This is a genomic window from Mesorhizobium sp. J8 (assembly GCF_016591715.1).
Lineage (GTDB): Bacteria > Pseudomonadota > Alphaproteobacteria > Rhizobiales > Rhizobiaceae > Mesorhizobium.
Genome location: NZ_AP024109.1, coordinates 730,328 through 747,571, shown reverse-complemented (window position 1 = coordinate 747,571; position 17,244 = coordinate 730,328). Strand labels below are relative to the sequence as shown.

The 17,244-nt window shown below is 64.9% G+C and carries 16 protein-coding genes; 8 read left to right on the top strand and 8 right to left on the bottom strand.

Annotated elements, in window-relative coordinates; translation table 11 throughout:
- The 8 genes from fdhF to MJ8_RS03525 all read left to right on the top strand — a co-directional run bounded on the left by fdhF (position 1) and on the right by MJ8_RS03525 (position 8,971).
- Positions 1 to 2,913: a formate dehydrogenase subunit alpha gene (gene fdhF, locus MJ8_RS03560; RefSeq protein ID WP_201413120.1), complete on the top strand. Its 2,913-nt coding sequence runs from the start codon at positions 1 to 3 to the stop codon at positions 2,911 to 2,913.
- A 3-nt stretch (positions 2,914 to 2,916) separates the two neighbouring features.
- The gene (fdhD, locus tag MJ8_RS03555; RefSeq protein WP_201413119.1) at positions 2,917 to 3,747 is read left to right on the top strand and encodes a formate dehydrogenase accessory sulfurtransferase FdhD; all 831 of its coding nucleotides are present in this window, start codon (positions 2,917 to 2,919) and stop codon (positions 3,745 to 3,747) included.
- Entirely contained in the window at positions 3,737 to 4,024 is a 288-nt protein-coding gene (locus MJ8_RS03550; RefSeq protein WP_201413118.1) for a formate dehydrogenase subunit delta, read from the top strand. Before fdhD ends, MJ8_RS03550 begins: the two co-directional genes overlap by 11 nt.
- Before the next feature lie 292 nt (positions 4,025 to 4,316).
- The gene (locus MJ8_RS03545; protein ID WP_225248116.1) at positions 4,317 to 5,831 is read left to right on the top strand and encodes an alpha/beta fold hydrolase; all 1,515 of its coding nucleotides are present in this window, start codon (positions 4,317 to 4,319) and stop codon (positions 5,829 to 5,831) included.
- Between the two features lie 98 nt (positions 5,832 to 5,929).
- Positions 5,930 to 6,403 carry a carboxymuconolactone decarboxylase family protein gene (locus tag MJ8_RS03540; protein WP_201413116.1) on the top strand — a complete coding sequence of 158 codons (474 nt, stop codon included), beginning with the start codon at positions 5,930 to 5,932 and terminating at the stop codon, positions 6,401 to 6,403.
- Between the two features lie 80 nt (positions 6,404 to 6,483).
- The gene (locus MJ8_RS03535) at positions 6,484 to 6,846 is read left to right on the top strand and encodes a nuclear transport factor 2 family protein (RefSeq protein ID WP_201413115.1); all 363 of its coding nucleotides are present in this window, start codon (positions 6,484 to 6,486) and stop codon (positions 6,844 to 6,846) included.
- Positions 6,847 to 6,916: 70 nt separating this feature from the next.
- Positions 6,917 to 7,231, top strand: coding sequence for a hypothetical protein (locus tag MJ8_RS03530; protein WP_127227745.1), 315 nt, complete (start codon positions 6,917 to 6,919; stop codon positions 7,229 to 7,231).
- A gap of 330 nt (positions 7,232 to 7,561) precedes the next feature.
- Positions 7,562 to 8,971 (top strand): FAD-binding oxidoreductase, encoded by a 1,410-nt coding sequence (locus MJ8_RS03525; RefSeq protein ID WP_201413114.1) that lies wholly within the window; start codon positions 7,562 to 7,564, stop codon positions 8,969 to 8,971.
- A gap of 87 nt (positions 8,972 to 9,058) precedes the next feature.
- Here the strand turns inward: MJ8_RS03525 and MJ8_RS03520 are convergent, their stop codons facing one another.
- The 8 genes from MJ8_RS03520 to MJ8_RS03485 all read right to left on the bottom strand — a co-directional run bounded on the left by MJ8_RS03520 (position 9,059) and on the right by MJ8_RS03485 (position 17,066).
- Positions 9,059 to 10,486 carry a gamma-aminobutyraldehyde dehydrogenase gene (locus tag MJ8_RS03520; RefSeq protein WP_201413113.1) on the bottom strand — a complete coding sequence of 476 codons (1,428 nt, stop codon included), beginning with the start codon at positions 10,484 to 10,486 and terminating at the stop codon, positions 9,059 to 9,061.
- A gap of 102 nt (positions 10,487 to 10,588) precedes the next feature.
- Entirely contained in the window at positions 10,589 to 11,404 is an 816-nt protein-coding gene (locus tag MJ8_RS03515) for an ABC transporter permease (RefSeq protein ID WP_201413112.1), read from the bottom strand.
- Positions 11,394 to 12,299 carry an ABC transporter permease gene (locus tag MJ8_RS03510; protein WP_201415287.1) on the bottom strand — a complete coding sequence of 302 codons (906 nt, stop codon included), beginning with the start codon at positions 12,297 to 12,299 and terminating at the stop codon, positions 11,394 to 11,396. The genes MJ8_RS03515 and MJ8_RS03510 overlap by 11 nt, the downstream gene beginning before the upstream one ends.
- Positions 12,300 to 12,358: 59 nt before the next feature.
- Entirely contained in the window at positions 12,359 to 13,357 is a 999-nt protein-coding gene (locus tag MJ8_RS03505; RefSeq protein WP_201413111.1) for an ABC transporter ATP-binding protein, read from the bottom strand.
- A 180-nt stretch (positions 13,358 to 13,537) separates the two neighbouring features.
- On the bottom strand, positions 13,538 to 14,692 hold the full coding sequence (locus tag MJ8_RS03500) for an ABC transporter substrate-binding protein (RefSeq protein ID WP_201413110.1): 1,155 nt from the start codon (positions 14,690 to 14,692) through the stop codon (positions 13,538 to 13,540).
- 188 nt (positions 14,693 to 14,880) lie between these two features.
- The gene (locus MJ8_RS03495; RefSeq protein ID WP_140750815.1) at positions 14,881 to 15,792 is read right to left on the bottom strand and encodes a LysR substrate-binding domain-containing protein; all 912 of its coding nucleotides are present in this window, start codon (positions 15,790 to 15,792) and stop codon (positions 14,881 to 14,883) included.
- A 54-nt stretch (positions 15,793 to 15,846) separates the two neighbouring features.
- Positions 15,847 to 16,470 carry a DedA family protein gene (locus MJ8_RS03490; protein WP_201413109.1) on the bottom strand — a complete coding sequence of 208 codons (624 nt, stop codon included), beginning with the start codon at positions 16,468 to 16,470 and terminating at the stop codon, positions 15,847 to 15,849.
- Positions 16,467 to 17,066 (bottom strand): class I SAM-dependent methyltransferase, encoded by a 600-nt coding sequence (locus MJ8_RS03485; RefSeq protein WP_201413108.1) that lies wholly within the window; start codon positions 17,064 to 17,066, stop codon positions 16,467 to 16,469. The genes MJ8_RS03490 and MJ8_RS03485 overlap by 4 nt, the downstream gene beginning before the upstream one ends.
- Positions 17,067 to 17,244: the final 178 nt, after the last annotated feature.

Here is a 17,244-nt window from a genome sequence, read left to right as displayed (position 1 = left end):
ATGAACATCAAGGCCGACTTCCCGACACTCATCGAAGAGATCGACTACGGAACACCGGAGTCGAAAGCGACCAAGCGCGTCACGCTGACCATCGACGGACAAAGCATCACCGTGCCGGAAGGCACCTCGATCATGCGCGCGGCCATGGAAGGCGGCGTCGAGATCCCGAAGCTTTGCGCCACCGACATGCTGGACTCCTTCGGCTCCTGCCGCGTTTGCCTGGTGGAGATCGAAGGGCGCGGCGGCACGCCGGCCTCATGCACGACGCCCGTTGCCGAGGGCATCGTGGTGCGCACGCAGTCGGACCGGCTCGACGCGATCCGCCGCGGCGTCATGGAGCTCTATGTCTCCGACCATCCGACCGGCTGGAACGAGAAGGCCGGCACCGGCGCCAGCGAGTTCGACGCGGTGGCGAAGTCCGTGGGCCTCACCGAGAACCGTTACGGCGTCGAAGGCCGCAACCACGTCAAGCAGGAAGGCGGCGTCGCGCCCGGCCATGGCTCGCTGGCTGTCGACTACATCGCCCGCGACGAATCCAATCCCTATTTCACCTACGACCCGGCGCAGTGCATCGTCTGCTCGCGCTGCGTGCGCGCCTGCGAAGAGGTGCAGGGCACCTTCGCGCTGACCATCGAGGGCCGCGGCTTCGAGTCGCGGATGGTCGCCGGCATGCATGAGGACTTCATCGCTTCCGAATGCGTCTCCTGCGGCGCCTGCGTGCAGGCCTGCCCGACCGACGCATTGCGCGAGAAGTCCGTGCTCGAGAAGGGCATGCCGGAGCGCTCGGCCGTCACCACTTGCGCCTATTGCGGCGTCGGCTGCTCGTTCAAGGCCGAAGTCAAAGGCGACGAAGTCATCCGCATGATGCCCTACAAGGACGGCAAGGCCAATCACGGCCATTCCTGCGTGAAGGGCCGTTTCGCCTATGGCTACGCCACGCACAAGGACCGCATCCTTTCGCCGATGATCCGCGAGAAGATCACCGATCCCTGGCGCGAGGTGAGCTGGGAAGAGGCTATCGCCCACACGGCGAAGGAATTCCGCCGCATCCAGTATCAGTACGGGCGTACGGCGATCGGCGGCATCACTTCCTCGCGCTGCACTAACGAGGAGACGTATCTCGTCCAGAAGCTGGTTCGCCAGGGCTTCCGCAACAACAATGTCGACACCTGCGCGCGTGTCTGCCATTCGCCGACCGGCTACGGTCTCGGCCAGACCTACGGCACCTCGGCCGGCACGCAGGATTTCGATTCGGTCGAGTTCACCGACGTCGCCATGATCATCGGCGCCAATCCGGCTTCCGCCCATCCGGTGTTCGCCTCGCGGCTGAAGAAGCGGCTGCGCCAGGGCGCCAAGCTGATCGTGCTCGATCCGCGCCGGACCGAGATGGTGAAATCGCCGCATGTCGAGGCGGACTATCACCTGCCGCTGAAGCCCGGCACCAATGTGGCGGTGCTGACGGCGCTGGCGCATGTCATCGTCACCGAGGGTCTGTTCGACGAAGCCTTCATCCGCGAACGCTGCGACTGGGCGGAATTCCAGGACTGGGCGTCCTTCGTCGCCCTGCCGGAAAACAGCCCGGAGACGGTCGGCAAGTTGTCCGGCGTCGATCCGGAAGCCATCCGTGGCGCCGCGCGCCTCTATGCCAAGGGCGGCAATGGCGCGATCTATTACGGCCTCGGCGTCACCGAACACAGCCAGGGCTCAACCACGGTGATGGCGATCGCCAACCTCGCTATGGCCACCGGCAATATCGGCCGTCCGGGCGTCGGCGTGAACCCGCTGCGCGGCCAGAACAACGTGCAGGGCTCGTGCGACATGGGTTCCTTCCCGCATGAGCTGCCGGGCTACCGCCATATCTCCGGCGACGCGGTGCGCGACATCTATGAGAGCCTGTGGGGTGTGAAGCTCGACGACGAGCCGGGGCTCCGCATCCCCAACATGCTGGACGCCGCCGTCGACGGCTCGTTCAAGGGCATCTACATCCAGGGCGAGGACATCCTGCAGTCCGATCCCGACACCAAGCATGTCGCCGGCGGCCTCGCCGCGATGGAATGCGTGGTGGTGCACGACCTCTTCCTCAACGAGACGGCGAATTACGCGCATGTCTTCCTGCCGGGCTCGACCTTCCTCGAGAAGGACGGCACCTTCACCAATGCCGAGCGCCGCATCAACATGGTGCGCAAGGTGATCGAGCCGAAGGCGCGCTACGCCGATTGGGAAGCGACGCAGGAGCTTGCCCGCGCCATCGGGCTCGACTGGAACTATACCCATCCCTCGCAGATCATGGACGAGATCGCCAAGACGACGCCAAGCTTCGCCGGCGTCTCCTTCGAACTGCTCGACCGCGTCGGCTCGGTGCAGTGGCCCTGCAACGAGAAGGCGCCACTCGGCACGCCGATCATGCATGTCGACGGCTTCGTGCGCGGCAAGGGCAAGTTCATCCGCACCGAATATGTAGCGACGGACGAGCGGACCGGCCCGCGTTATCCGCTGCTGCTCACCACCGGCCGTATCCTGTCGCAGTACAATGTCGGCGCGCAGACCAGGCGCACCGAAAACGTCACGTGGCATGCCGAGGACCGGCTGGAGATCCACCCGCACGATGCCGAAGTCCGGGGCATCCGCGACGGCGACTGGGTGCGGCTGGCGAGCCGTTCCGGCGAAACCACGCTGCGCGCGCTGATCACCGACCGCGTCTCGCCCGGTGTCGTCTACACGACCTTCCACCATCCGGACACGCAGGCCAACGTGATCACCACCGACTTTTCGGACTGGGCGACCAACTGTCCGGAATACAAGGTCACCGCAGTGCAGGTGGCGCCGTCCAACGGCCCGACCGACTGGCAGAAGGACTATAACGAGCAGGCCAGGCAGAGCCGGCGCATCGCACCGCTGGAAGCGGCGGAGTAGTTCTTGGCCGCGCGCCGCAAAGCCACGACGCAAATCTCTCGTCTCGCGCATCGCGCCGGCGGTACCGCGGCCGCGAGCCGCATGGTGCCGGAAGAGACGCCGGTGGCGTTCTCCTATGCCGGCACCACGCATGCGGTGATGATGGCTAGCCCCGCCGACTTCGGGGACTTCGCGCTCGGCTTCTCGCTGACGGAGGGCATCGTCACCGACCCGGCGGAGATCGAGGCGATCGAGATCGAGGATCTCGGCGCCGGCATCGACATCCAGATCAGGCTGAAGGACAAGGCCAACACACGCTTTCAGGCGCGGCGGCGCCGGCTGGCCGGGCCGGTCGGGTGCGGCTTGTGCGGCATCGAATCGATCGAGGAAGCAATGCGCTCGGTCGACGCCGTCGGTGCGTCGCGACTTACGCTTCAGGCGGAGGACGTCACCAGCGCCGTTCGCCTGCTGTCGAAGCAACAGCCGCTGCACACGGAGACCGGCGCGGTGCATGCTGCCGGCTTCTACGTTCCCGGCAAGGGCATCGTGATGGCGCGCGAGGATGTCGGCCGGCACAACGCGCTGGACAAGCTCGCCGGCGCGCTGGCCAAGGCCGGCATCGACGGCGCCAGCGGCGCCGTCGTGGTGACCTCGCGCGTCTCAGTCGAGATGGTGCAGAAGACGGCCGCCATCGGCGCTCCGATCATCATGGCCGTCTCCGCGCCGACCGCGCTTGCCATCCGCACGGCCGAGGCCGCCGGCATGACGCTGGTGGCGCTGGTGCGCGGCGACGATTTCGATATTTTCACCCACCCCGAACGGGTGGCTTCCGGAGTTGCCAAGCATGTCGCATGACGAAGACCACATCGCCAGCACCAAGGAAAAACTGGTGCGCATGGCCAACCAGATCGCCACCTTCTTCCATTCGAAGCCGCGCGAGGAAGGCATTACGGGGCTGGCCGAGCACATCAACAAATTCTGGGAGCCCAGGATGCGGCGCCAGCTCTTCGAGATGCTCGACGGCGATGCGGAGGATTTCGATGAACTGGTCATCGCCGCCTCGGCCAAGATCAAGCGGCCACTGGCGCCGGAGCAGGCCGACAAGAGCCTTGGCTACGCCAGGCCGGCCTAAAGCATTTCACCGTTTCACGGAAACGGTGAAATGCTCTACCTCCTTGTTTTTACGCAATTCCGGACGGAAAAACCGCTGACACTTTTCCTGGAATTGCTCTAGGCTGGAGGCCGTTTCGCGCTGGTGGTGCGAGCGCGGTTCCGGCGGCGCCAAGGATACTTACATTCCAACTCTCTAAAGTTTGTCTGCCGCAAGCGGCCTGCCTCTGCTATGCTTGATGCCAGGAAGTCGTCTGGCCGGCGGGGTAGTTTGCGTGAGGCCGATCGAGACCAGATACGCTCGAAGCGGGGATGTGCGGATCGCCTATCAGGTGGTCGGCCAGGGATCGTTCGATCTGGTCTTCGTACCGGGCTTCATCTCCAATCTCGACCTGCATTGGGAAGACGAAGGCTACAGCCGCCTGTTGAAGCGGCTCTCGGCCTTCTCGCGACTGATCCTGTTCGACAAGCGCGGCACCGGGCTCTCCGACAGAGTCGACAGCCAACACCTGCCCAGCCTCGAAACACGCATGGACGACGTGCGCGCGGTGATGGACGCCGCCGGCAGCGGCCGGGCGGCGATCCTCGGCGCCTCGGAGGGCGCGCCGATGGCAATGCTGTTCGCCGCGACCTATCCGCAGCGGACACGGGCGCTGGTGCTTTATGGCGGCTATGCGCATTTCCATCGATGGGTGATGCCGCCGGAGCGGCTGGAAGCTTTCATCGAAACGGCGGAAACATCCTGGGGAACCGGCGCGACTCTGCCGAATTTCGCGCCCGGCCGAGTGGATGATAGCCATTTCACTCAATGGTGGGCCCGGTTCGAGCGGCTGTCGGCCAGCCCGACGGCCGCGGCGGCGCTTGCCCGCATGAATGCCGGCATAGACGTGCGCGACATGCTCGGGACGATCAGCGTGCCGACATACCTGATCCATCGCCGCAACGACGCCCGCGTCGATCCTGACGCCAGCCGCTTCCTGGCCAGGAAGATCCCCGGCGCCCGCCTGGTCGAGATTTCGGGGCGAGACCATCCGATCTGGACCGGCGACGTCGACCGCGTAGCCGACCTGATCGAGGAATTCCTGACCGGAGAACCGGCAGTGGCCGATGTGGAACGCGTGCTCGCGGCACTTCTGGTGACACGCATCTACGACACCGCGCGGCTTGGCGACCGCTTGTGGAGCGAACGCAGCCTGCGCTTCCAGGAGAACTGGCGCATGCTGGTCGGCCGCCATGGCGGGCGCGTCGCCGGCACGCATGGCGAACTGATGATCGCGCGCTTCGACGGCCCGGCCCGCGCCGTGCGCTGCGCGGCGCTGTTGCGGGAGGCAGCCCAGGAGATCGGCGTGGCGAGTGCGCAAGGAGCGCATGTCGGCGAGATCGAGGTGCGGGGACCGCCGACGGGGCTGACGGCGCGCGTGGCCATGCAGCTTGCCGCCCATGCCGAACGCGGCCACATCCTCTGCTCACGGTTGGTCGCGGATCTGGCCGCGGGATCCGGGCTGCATTTCACCGATGCCGGGCGCATCAGCCTCGACGAATTGGACGAGCCGCTGGCGCTGGTGCAGGTGACGGCCGAACAGCATCTGGAACCGGCCTGCCGTCCCAAGCCCAAGCCGACTGAGCCGACGACGCTGACGGCCCGCGAAAGCGAGGTGGTGAGCCTGATTGCCGACGGCAAGAGCAATGCCGCGATCGCCGCTGAACTTGAACTCAGCGAGCACACGGTCAAGCGGCACGTCGCCAACATCTTGCTCAAGCTCGACCTGCCGTCGCGCGCGGCGGCGGCTGCATTCTCGGCCAGACATGCTGGCCCGGACGGGCCATGAGAGCCATGGCGCTTTCGGGCGAAGCGGTGGCAGGGCCATAGGAGGTATCAATTCTCCCCATGCAGGCAGCCAGAAAGGCACTGCGAATGGAGGATGAAATGCTGAAACTCAGTCGCAAGATCGGATTGCTGGCATTTGCCGCGGGCGCGTTGCTGGCCATCCCCCCGGCGATGGCCGAAGACGCTTCCGCCACCGCCGCCTTCAAGGACATCCAGGCGACGCTCGGCACGGTGCCGGACATGTTCAAGACCTTGCCCGATGTGGCGGTGGCCGGCGCCTGGGCCGAAATCAAGGGCGTGCAGCTCAATCCGAACACGGCCCTCAACGGCAAGACCAAGGAGCTGATGGGTCTCGCGGTCGCCTCGCAGATCCCCTGCCAGTACTGCATCTACTTCCACACGCTGGCGGCCAAGGCCAACGGCGCGAGCGACGAGGAGATCAAGGAGGCCATCGCGATGGCCGCGATCGTGCGCCACTGGTCAACGATGCTCAATGGCAGCCAGGTCGATCTGGCGACCTTCAAGAAGCAGACCGACGACCTGTTCGCGGCAGTCAAAGCCAAGTCGCAATGAGCAATCCCTGCGCGGCGATAAGCGCCGAGCGGCACTTTCGCGCATCAACCGCCCAAGACGATGGGCATATGGAGGATGACATGCTGACCAAGACAGGAAAGGTGGACGGCGCCGCGATCAAGAAGGCGATCGAGGGCCGTGACGGCAAGCTCTTGTCGAGCTTCTACAATGACGATGCGCTGGTGCGGGTAATCGATCGCAACAATCCGCCGAGCAAGCCGCGCGAGATCCGCGGCCGCGCGGCGATCAGCACCTTCTGGGACGACATCTGCAGCCGGGCGATGACTCACAAGGTGGATACCACCGTCGCCGAGGGGGACAATCTCGCCTTCATGCAGGCCTGCGCCTATCCGGACGGCACGAAAGTGTACTGCGCGGCAATGGTGGAGCTGAAGAACGGTCGGATCGCGCGGCAGACCGTCGTGCAGGCCTGGGACGAATAGCAAGTCGCGGACAAATCAACAGCGGCCAATCAACAGCGGACTTGGGCCGCGATGATGAGGGAGAGCAAACATGTTCAGCGCCAGATGGCAGATCGACGCCCGATTCGGGCACAAGCAGACCGCACTTGAGCTGATGCGGAAATGGGAGCGAGAGATCGGCTCGCAGGTCGGGCTCGCTGACTTGAATTTCCGGCTCATGACCGGCTCGATCGGCGCACGCGAAGCGACGATCGAATCCCATCACGAGGTCGAAAGCCTGGCCCAGTTGGAGGCGTTCTTCGCCAAGATCGCCAAGATCGACGCGCACGCCAAATGGGGCAAGGAGTTGGAGCCCTATGTGGTGTCGGGCACCAGCCAGTGGCAGATCTTCCGGATCGTGGAATAGCCGCACGGTCGAAGAGCCGAGGCTGAGAGACCTGCCGGCGAGCACCGTGGCACGAGTGGCTGCGACGCCTGTGGCCACTCGTTGGGAGGTCGATGAGACCAGGGACCGAGCGTCCCAGCGCTGGCAGCCCAGCGGCGGCCCTGGCTGCCGTGTCATGGCTCTCCCGGGCCATGCGCTGCTGGTCCTTTCGGGCGAAGCGGCGCACGCCGGATTGGTGCACTGTGCGCTTCCTGCACCATCCAACGCACCGCCCGCCGAGGCGGCATAACGAAGCAACAAATGCGTCGCGCCGACGCCGCATGGCGTTGGGCGCAATCAAGGAGCAAACCGATGACCGACGAAGCCCATGCAAAACTGCGTGAAAGCCTGCGCGGAGAGGTGATCCTGCGTGACGATGCCGGCTATGACGAGGCCCGCAGGGTCTATAACGGCATGATCGAAAAGCGGCCGCTTCTGATTGCGCGCTGCGCCGACGTCGCCGACGTGATCGCCGCCGTTAAATACGCGCGCGACAACGACCTGCTGATCGCCGTGCGCGGCGGTGGGCACAACGGCGCCGGGCTGGGGATTTGCGACAACGGCCTCGTCATCGACCTGTCGATGATGAAGGGAGTCCATGTCGATGCGAAAACGCGCACCGTGAGGGTCGGGCCCGGCTGCAATTCGGGCGACGTGGACCATGCCACCCATCCTTTCGGGCTCGCTGTTCCGGCCGGCATCGTCTCGACCACGGGCATTGCCGGCCTGACGCTCGGCGGCGGAACAGGCTATCTCACGCGCAGATTCGGCCTCACCATCGACAATCTGGTCGAAGCCGATCTGGTGCTGGCCGACGGCAGCGTGGTGACGGCGAGCAAGGCCGAGAACCCCGACCTGTTCTGGGCGCTTCGGGGCGGCGGCGGCAATTTCGGCATCGTGACGAGCTTCCTGTTCCAGGCCCATCCCGTGAACATGATCTTCGGCGGCCCGGTGTTCTGGGAGGCCAAGGATGCCTTGGCGGTCATGCAGACCTATCGCGACTACCTCCCGGAAGCGCCGGAAGATCTCGGCGCCTTTGTCGGCCTGAAGACGGTTCCCTCGACCGATCCCTTCCCGCGCGAATACTGGGGCAAGCGCGCCTGCGCCATCATTTCCTGCTACAACGGCACCGAGGAGGATGGCCGCAAGGCCATGGCGCCGCTGCTCGACAACCTGCCGCCGCCGATCTTCAACTGGATGGGCGTGATGCCGTTTCCGGCCTTGCAGGCCATGTTCGACCCGCTGCTTCCGAAAGGCCTGCAATGGTACTGGAAGGGCGATTTCGTCAGGTCACTCCCTGACGAAGCCATCGCCACCCATATCGCGCAGGCGGCCGAGGCGCCGAGCGAATTGTCGCTCATGCATCTCTACCCGATCGACGGCGCCGTTCGCCGCGTCGGCAAGCACGAGACGGCATGGAATGCGCGCGACGCAACCTGGTCGATGGTCATTGCCGGGATCGATCCCGACCCGGCCAAGGCCGCCGACCTCACCAAATGGGCCAGGAACTACTGGGCGAGCGTCCATCCGCACAATGGCGAGGGCGGCTACGTGAATTTCATGATGGAGGACGAAGGAGAAGCACGCGTGCAGGCGAGCTACGGCGCGAACTACGAGCGGCTGAGCCAGGTGAAGCGCATCTACGACCCCTTGAACATCTTCAGGGTCAACCAGAACATCAAGCCCGCGGCATCGGAGGTGCAGGGCAGGACTGCTGCTTAGTTTTTACGCCGACACGGGTTAGAGGTCGGATTGCCAACCGATCAGCTAAGGGCAAATCGGGCAATTCGACCCGTCCCACAAGGTGCTCTAGCCGTGCGCCACCATCACGTGGCGAACGGCGGTGTAGTCTTCCAGCGCGTAGAGCGACATGTCCTTGCCATAACCGGACTGTTTCAATCCGCCATGCGGCATCTCGTTGGTCAGCATGAAGTGGGTGTTGATCCAGGTGCAGCCATATTGCAGGCGGGCGGCGGTCGCCATGGCGCGCGAGACGTCTTTCGTCCACACCGACGAAGCAAGGCCATAGTCGCTGTCATTCGCCCAGTTCACCGCCTCGTCGACATCCGAGAAACGGGTGACCGAGACGACCGGACCGAACACCTCGCGGCGCACGATCTCGTCTTCCTGCAGCGCACCGGCGACAACCGTCGGCTGGTAGTAGAAGCCCGAGCCCTCGCCCGGCTTGCCGCCGGTGGTGATCTCGATGTGCTTCAACTCCGAGGCGCGCTCGACGAAGCTCGATACGCGGTCGCGCTGACGGCGCGAGATCAGCGGGCCGATCTCGTTCTCGGTGTCGTCGGGCTGGTTGTATTTGATGGTCGAGACGGCGGAGGAGAGGTCCGCGACCAGCTTGTCGTAGATCTTGCTGCCGGCATAGATGCGGCAGGCGGCGGTGCAGTCCTGGCCGGCATTGTAGTAGCCGAAGGCGCGCAGGCCGTTGACCACGGCGCCGAGGTCGGCATCGTCGAACACAATCACCGGCGCCTTGCCGCCGAGTTCCAGATGCGTACGCTTGACCGACTTGGCGGCCGCCTGCAGCACCTTTTTGCCGGTGGCGACATCGCCAGTGATCGAGATCATGTTGACCTTGGCATGGTTGATCAGCGTGTTGCCGACGCTGTCGCCACGGCCAAGCACGACGTTGACGACGCCTTCGGGCAGTATCTCGGCAAGGACCTTTGCCAGCTTCAGGGCGGTCAACGGCGTCTGCTCCGACGGCTTGAAGACGACCGTGTTGCCGCCGCCGATCGCCGGCGCCAGCTTCCAGGCCATCATCATCAGCGGATAGTTCCAAGGCGCGATGGAAGCGACGATGCCGACGGGATCACGCCTGACCATGGAGGTGTGCCCCGGAAGATATTCGCCAGCGACCTGGCCGGGCATCGAGCGCACCGCCCCGGCAAAGAAACGATAGCAATCGACGATCGCCGGGATCTCGTCATTGAGCACGGCGTTGATCGGCTTGCCACAGTTCAGCGCTTCGAGCGCGGCGAACTCCTTCGCCTCGGACTCGATGCGATCCGCGATCTTGAGCAGGTAGCCCGAGCGCTGCGCCGGCGTGGTGCGCGACCAACCGACGAACGCCCTCCCGGCCGCCGCCACCGCGGCTTCGATCTGCGCCGGGCTTGCTTCCGGCAGGTTGAGGATGGTCGCGCCGGTCTTCGGATTGAGGATCGGCTCCTCGGTTTCGGTGCCCTTCTCGAATTTCGAGCCGATCAGCATCTGGGTGTCCATCGGGGTTCTCCCTGGTTAGGAGCGGATAGGGAGTAGCGAATAGCGAATAGGGAGATCGACGGCCGAACCCTATTCGCTACTCGCTATTCGCTACCGCTGTTTTCATTTTCCACTGCCGGCGATCTGGTCGCCGTCGCGGGTCAGGTAATAGGCAAGCAAGATCGGCAGCAGCGTCACCAGCACGACGACCATGGCCACGACATTGGTGACCGGGCGCTGGCGCGGGCGGATCAGCTCCTCAAGCATCCAGATCGGCACGGTCTGCTGCTGGCCGGCGGTGAAGGTGGTGACGATGACCTCGTCGAAGGACAGCGCGAAGGCGAGCATGCCACCGGCAAGCAATGCGGTCGCGATGTTCGGCAGCACCACATGCCGGAAGGTCTGAAAACCATCGGCACCGAGGTCCATCGAGGCCTCGATCATCGAGCCCGAGGTGCGGCGGAAGCGGGCGACGGCGTTGTTGTAGACGACGACCACGCAGAAGGTGGCGTGGCCGAGCACGATCGTCCAGAACGAAAAGGGAATATCGGCCAGCGCGAAGGCCGAGCGCAGCGCGATGCCGGTAATGATGCCGGGCAGCGCGATGGGCAGGATAACCAAGAGCGAGATAGCCTCGCGGCCGAAGAAGCGGGTTTGCGAGACGGCGGCGGCGCAGAGCGTGCCCAGCACCAGCGCGATCGCCGTGGAGATGGCAGCGACGCGCACCGAGAGCGACAGCGCATCCCAGACGTCGGGCCGGTTCCAGGTGACGGCGAACCACTGCGTGGTGAGCCCCGGCGGGGGCCACACAAAGCTCTTCTCTTCGGTCGTGAAGGCGTAGACGAAGATCAGCAAGATCGGCAGATGCAGGAAGAGCAGGCCGCAGGCGGCGGCGATCTTCAGGCCGAGCGGAGCGGATTGGCCACGGTCAGAGCGCATCGAAAGCCCCCATGCGCTTGGCGCCCCAGAGATAGAAGCCCATGATGACGATGGGCACCACGGTGAAGGCGGCGGCCAAAGGAATGTTGCCGGCGGTGCCCTGCTGCGAATAGACGGCCTGGCCGATGAAGAGCCGCGAGGTGCCGATGATCTGCGGGATGATGTAGTCGCCGAGCGTCAGCGAGAAGGTGAAGATCGAGCCGGCGACGATGCCCGGCAGCGCCAGCGGGAACAGCACGTTGCGGAAGGTCTGCCCGGGCGAGGCGCCCAGATCGGATGAGGCCTCGACCAGATTGCCGGGCACGCGCTCCAGCGCCGCCTGAACCGGCAGGATCATGAAGGGCAGCCAGACATAGACGAAGACGATGAAGGTGCCGGTGAAGGAGACCGACAGCGAGTTGCCGCCGACGATCGGCAGCGACAGCCAGCCGTCGAGCAGCCACAAGAGGTTCAGCTTGGCTAGCAGCCAGGTGAGGATGCCTTCCTTGGCGAGGATCAGCTTCCAGGCGTAGATCTTGACCAGATAGCTCGACCACAGCGGCAGCATGACGCCGAGGTAGAACAGCGCCTTCCAGCGGCCGCGCGCATAGCGCGCCGCGTAATAGGCGATGGGGAAGGCGATGACCGCCGAAGCGAGGGTGACGAGCGCCGCCATCGTCACGGTGCGCAGGATGATGTCGAGATTGGCTGCCTGGAACAGGTCGCCATAGGTTTTCAGCGTGAACTGGCGGTTGATGAGGCCGGAGAACTCGTCGATCGAGAAGAAGCTCTGCGCCAGAAGGGCAAAGAGCGAGCCGATATAGACGATGCCCAGCCACAGAAGCGGCGGCGCGAGCATCAGGGTGAGCAGGAATTTCGGCCGTCGCCAGAAGAGGTCGGAGAGCGCTCCGCGCATGCCGCCGCTGCCGGGCAGGATGGCGGGGGTGGGCGCGCGCGAGACGACGGCGTCGAGGCTCATGCCGGCTCATCCATCAGATGCAGGCTGTCGCGGTTGAAGGTGAGCATCACCGCTTCGCCTTCCGCCGGCAGCGTCGTTCCCGCCGGCACGACCGCATGCAGCCTCAACCCCTCGGCATCGAGCGCCAGCCTTGTGGTGGCGCCGAGATAGTTGGTGCCGACAAGGCGCGCGGCAACGCCGTCGCCGCTGGTCGCGCTGGCGACGCGGATGGACTCCGGTCGCAGGCTTCCCCAGCGGCGCTGGCCGGAATAACGCTGGACGAAATCCGGCGGCAACACGTTGGACGAGCCGACGAAATCGGCGACGAAGCGCGTGTTCGGGCGCTGGTAGATATCCTCCGGCGTGCCGACCTGCATGATCCTGCCGTCGTTGAAGACGGCGACGCGGTCGGCCATGGACAGCGCCTCACCCTGATCGTGGGTGACGAAGATGAAGGTGATGCCGAGCGCCTTCTGCAGCGACTTCAATTCCTCCTGCATGTTCTCGCGCAGCTTGAGGTCGAGCGCGCCGAGCGGCTCGTCGAGCAAAAGCACCTTGGGCTGGTTGACCAGCGCGCGGGCGAGCGCGACGCGCTGGCGCTGGCCGCCGGAGAGCTGGCCGGGGCGGCGCGCGCCATAGCCCGGCAGGCGCACCAGCGACAGCGCCTCTTCCGCCGCCTTCAAGCGCTCGGCCTTGCCGACGCCCTTGACCATCAGGCCATAGGCGACGTTGTCGAGCACGTTGAGATGCGGGAACAGCGCATAGTCCTGGAAGACGGTGTTGACGTTGCGGCGATAGGGCGGAACGCCTTCGGCGCGCTCGCCGAAGATGGAAATCGAGCCCGCCGTCGGCTGCTCGAAGCCAGCGATCAGGCGCAGGCAGGTCGTCTTGCCGGAACCGGACGGCCCGAGCATGGCGAAGAACTCACCCGGCGCGATCTCCAGATCCACCGCGTCGACGGCGCGCACGCTGCCGAAATGGCGAGAGACTTTTTTGAAGGAAACGGCAGAGGTCATGGGCCCCGTCAGTTCAGTTCCGGTTGAACGAAGGCGAGTTCGCGCGGCATCATACCTCCCCCTTGATGGGGGAGGTCGCGGCGAAGCCGCGGGTGGGGTGGCTAGCGCGAACCTATCAGACAGTCCCCACCCCGACGCTTGCGCGTCGGCCCCTCCCCACAAGGAGGAGGGTAAAGAGCGTTACCGCCCGCCGATGACGCCGATGTAATCCGACACCCAGCGATAGTAGGGCACGCACTGGTCGTTCTGGCTGGCGCATTTCGACACCGGCGTCTTCCAGAACTTGATCTTGTCGAAATTCTCGTAGCCGTTGGTCTTGCAGCCCTCGTCGCCGAGCAGCTCGTTGCCTTTGCAGGCAGCGGGCACCACCGGCAGCGAGCCGAACCAGGCCGAGACGTCGCCTTGGACCTTCGGCGAGAGGGAATGCTCGAGCCACATATAGGCGCAGTTCGGATGGGCGGCGTCGGCCTCCATCATGGTGGTGTCGGCCCAGCCGGTGACGCCCTCCTCCGGCACGGTCGAGGCGACCGGCTTCTTGGCGGCGACCAGCGTGTTGACCTGGTAGGGCCATGAGCCGGAGGCGACCACGCCTTCATTCTGGAAGTCGTCGACCTGGATCGCGGCATCGTGCCAGTAGCGGCCGACCAGCGTGCGCTGCGTGCGCAACAGGTCGAGCGCCGCCTTGTACTGGTCCTCGTTGAGCTCGTATGGGTCCTTGATGCCGAGCTCGGGCTTGTGGAACATCAGGTAATTGGCGGCATCCGCAATGTGGATCGGACCGTCATAGGCCTGGACGCGGCCCTTGTTCGACTTGCCGTCGGGCAGCTTCATCTCTTCGAAGACGACGTTCCAGCTCTTGGGCGCTTCCTTGAAGACGTCGGTGTTGTACATCAGGATGTTCGGGCCCCACTGGTAGGGAACGCCGTAATGCACCTTGTCGACGGTGAACCAGGGCGCGTCCTTCAGCCGGTCGTCGACGGTCTTCCAGCTCTTGATGAGGTCGGTGTTGATGGGCTGCACGCGCTTGCCGGCGACGAGGCGCAGCGAGGCATCCCCCGAAGCGGTGACGAGGTCGAAACCGCCCTCGTTCATCAGCGAGACCATCTCGTCGGAGGTGTTGGCGGTCTTGACGTTGACCTTACAGCCGCTTTCCTTTTCGAAAGCCGTCACCCAGTCATAGTTCTTGTCGGTTTCGCCGCGCTCGATATAGCCCGGCCAGGCAACGATGTTGACCTGCCCCTCGCCCTTGCCGAGTTCCTTGACCTGAGCCATCGCCTGACCGGAAAAAGTCAGCGCGACGGTCAGCGCGGTGCACGACTTCAGGAATGCATTCATCGTCGATCTCCCATTGCTAGGGGCAGCGCTCTCAGGGCGCAGCTATGTTCCCTGGGCAAAAAAGTGCTGTGAAAAATCCGGTTTCGCAAATTCATTTATCAGAAAGCCGATATCGGTTTTTCCGATACTTGTGCTTGACGCAATTCCGGCCGGAAAGCCGCTTCACACTTTTCCTGGAATCGCTTTGATCAAAGCCGTTGCCGCGCCATCCGCTGCGACTGCGCAAGGCCGATGAAGTCGCGCGCGGCCTGCGGCAGGCCGGAGCCGCGGCGCCAGACGGTGCCGACCTGGACGACAGGCAACGAGCCGGAAATGTCGCGCGATTCGATGCGGTCGCCTTCCAGCGACCAGGGCCGGTAGACGAGGTCGGGCAGCAGCGCCACGCCGGCGCCGGTGGCGACCAGGCTGCGCACCGCCTCGACCGAGCGGGTGCGGAAGGCGACATGCGGCCGGGCGCCGATCGCCGACAGCAGCTTGCCGGTGTTTTCCTCGATCTCGTCGACGGTGAGCATGATCAGCGGCTCCGACGCGATATCGCCGATCGAGATGATGTCGGCGCTGGCGAGCCTGTGGCTGAGCGGGATCCACAGCCGGTAGGCCGAGACTTCCAGGATTTCGGACTGCAGCGCCGTGCGGTCGCGCAGGTTGGACGTCACCATGACGGCGATATCGAGCTTGCCGCCGACCAGAAGGTGCTCGAGATAGTCGCCATTGTCCTCGATGGCCGAGACCTCGACACCGGGATAGGCGCGGCGGTAGCGGGCAAGCAGATCCGACAGAACATAGCCGGCGACCAGCGAGGTGACGCCGAGTTGCAGGCGACCGCTTGCAGTGGCCTGCTCGCTGGAGAAGGAACGGCGCGCGTCAGAGACATCGGCCAGGATCTTGGTGGCGTGGCGCAGGAACTGGTGGCCCTTATGGGTGATGTTCAAGCCGCGCGGATGGCGTTCGAACAGCTCGACGCCGAGATCGCTCTCCAATTCCTTGATCGCCTCGGTGACCGAGGACTGGGAAATCGACAGATTCTGCGCGGCGCCCGAGACGGTGCCCTGCTCGGCGACGGCGACGAAGAACTGCAATTGGCGGATGGTGAAGGCCATGGCCGGACTAAACACCGGCGCGCGCGGGAAGGAAAGCCGGCACAAGCCTTTGTTTTACGCCGGTGAATTCCAGCCTCTTGCGGGTCTGGCTCGGCGCCAGTGGGAGCGCAGTCCGATGAGCAACGCGACTTCCAGCGCGAGCACGACCGCCATGATGCGGAACGCCACCGCACGCAGATCGTGGACGCTGTCGCGCATCGCGTAGCCGGCAACAAGGAAGCCGGCGTTCCACAGCATAGCGCCAAGCATGGTGGCCAAGGCGAAGGGCAGAGCCGGCAGGCGCAGCGCGCCGGCGGCGATCGGCAGATAATTGCGCACCGTCGGCACGAACTGCGCCAGCAGCGAGGCCCGCATGTGGTTGCGGCGGTAGGCGGCGGAGAAACGCAGATAGGTTTCGCGGCGCAGGAAGATGTAGCGGCCGAAACGCCCGAGCAGGGCGCCGGCGCGCACCGGCCCGAGCCGGCCGCCCAGAGCGTACCAGAACAGGCAGCCAACCGTCGAAGCCAGGGTCGTCACCGCCAGCAGGGAACCGAGCGCCGCCAAGTCACGAGCCCTGGTCATGCCGAGAAACAACAGCAGCACATGCGACGGCGGCGCCGGCAGGATCTTTTCGGTGAAGGCCAGGCAGGCGGCGCCGAACAGGCCAAGCCCCAATGCCGCGGACAGGAGATCGCTCATGCGAAACGCCAGTCATAGGTGTCGAGACCTTTGATGCGTGAAACACGATAGACCGTCGCCGGCGGGAAGTTGCGGAGGGTGCCGCCGATGCGCACCGCCTCGAGGTCGAGCCTGTCCAGCACCGTTTGCTCGAAAGGACACCGACGGCCAAAGGTGAACTGGTAGAGGGCCGCGCCCGGCCGCAGACAGGCAAAGACGCCTTCCAGGATCGCGGATGATTTGCGCGGTGATATCAGCCGGAACGGCAATCCGCTGACCGCCGAGCCGACGACGGGGCCATCGAACAGCGAAAGATGGCGCAGGCCGACCGCGTCCATCTCGACGATGCGCGCCGACGGGAAACGGCGCGCGAGCAGCGCGGCAAAATCGGGATCGGACTCGACCAGCGTCAGGTCGTTTTCGCGCACGCCGCGCTGCAGCAGGGCGCGGGTGAATGGACCGGTGCCCGGCCCGAGTTCCAGCACCGGCCCCGTGTCGGGGCCGATCTCGCGCGTCATCAGCGCCGCGAGACTTGGACTGGAGGGCGTGACCGAGCCCACCCGGAAGGGCGCCAGGGTCCAGGCCTTCAGGAAGGACAAAGCGTCATTTGCAGGCATGTTGACCTCATTGCTTGCGCGGGCGATTCGAGTTGCCCGGCATGGACGAGGCGCTGTTTGGAGGCCGCGGATTGCATGGACATTGCGAAGGGCATGGCTTCGCGAAAGAAAAAGTTCGCCGACGGCGGCAAGAAGTGGCGCCATGTTTATGCAATCTTGGCGCGATAGTCGGCGAGGC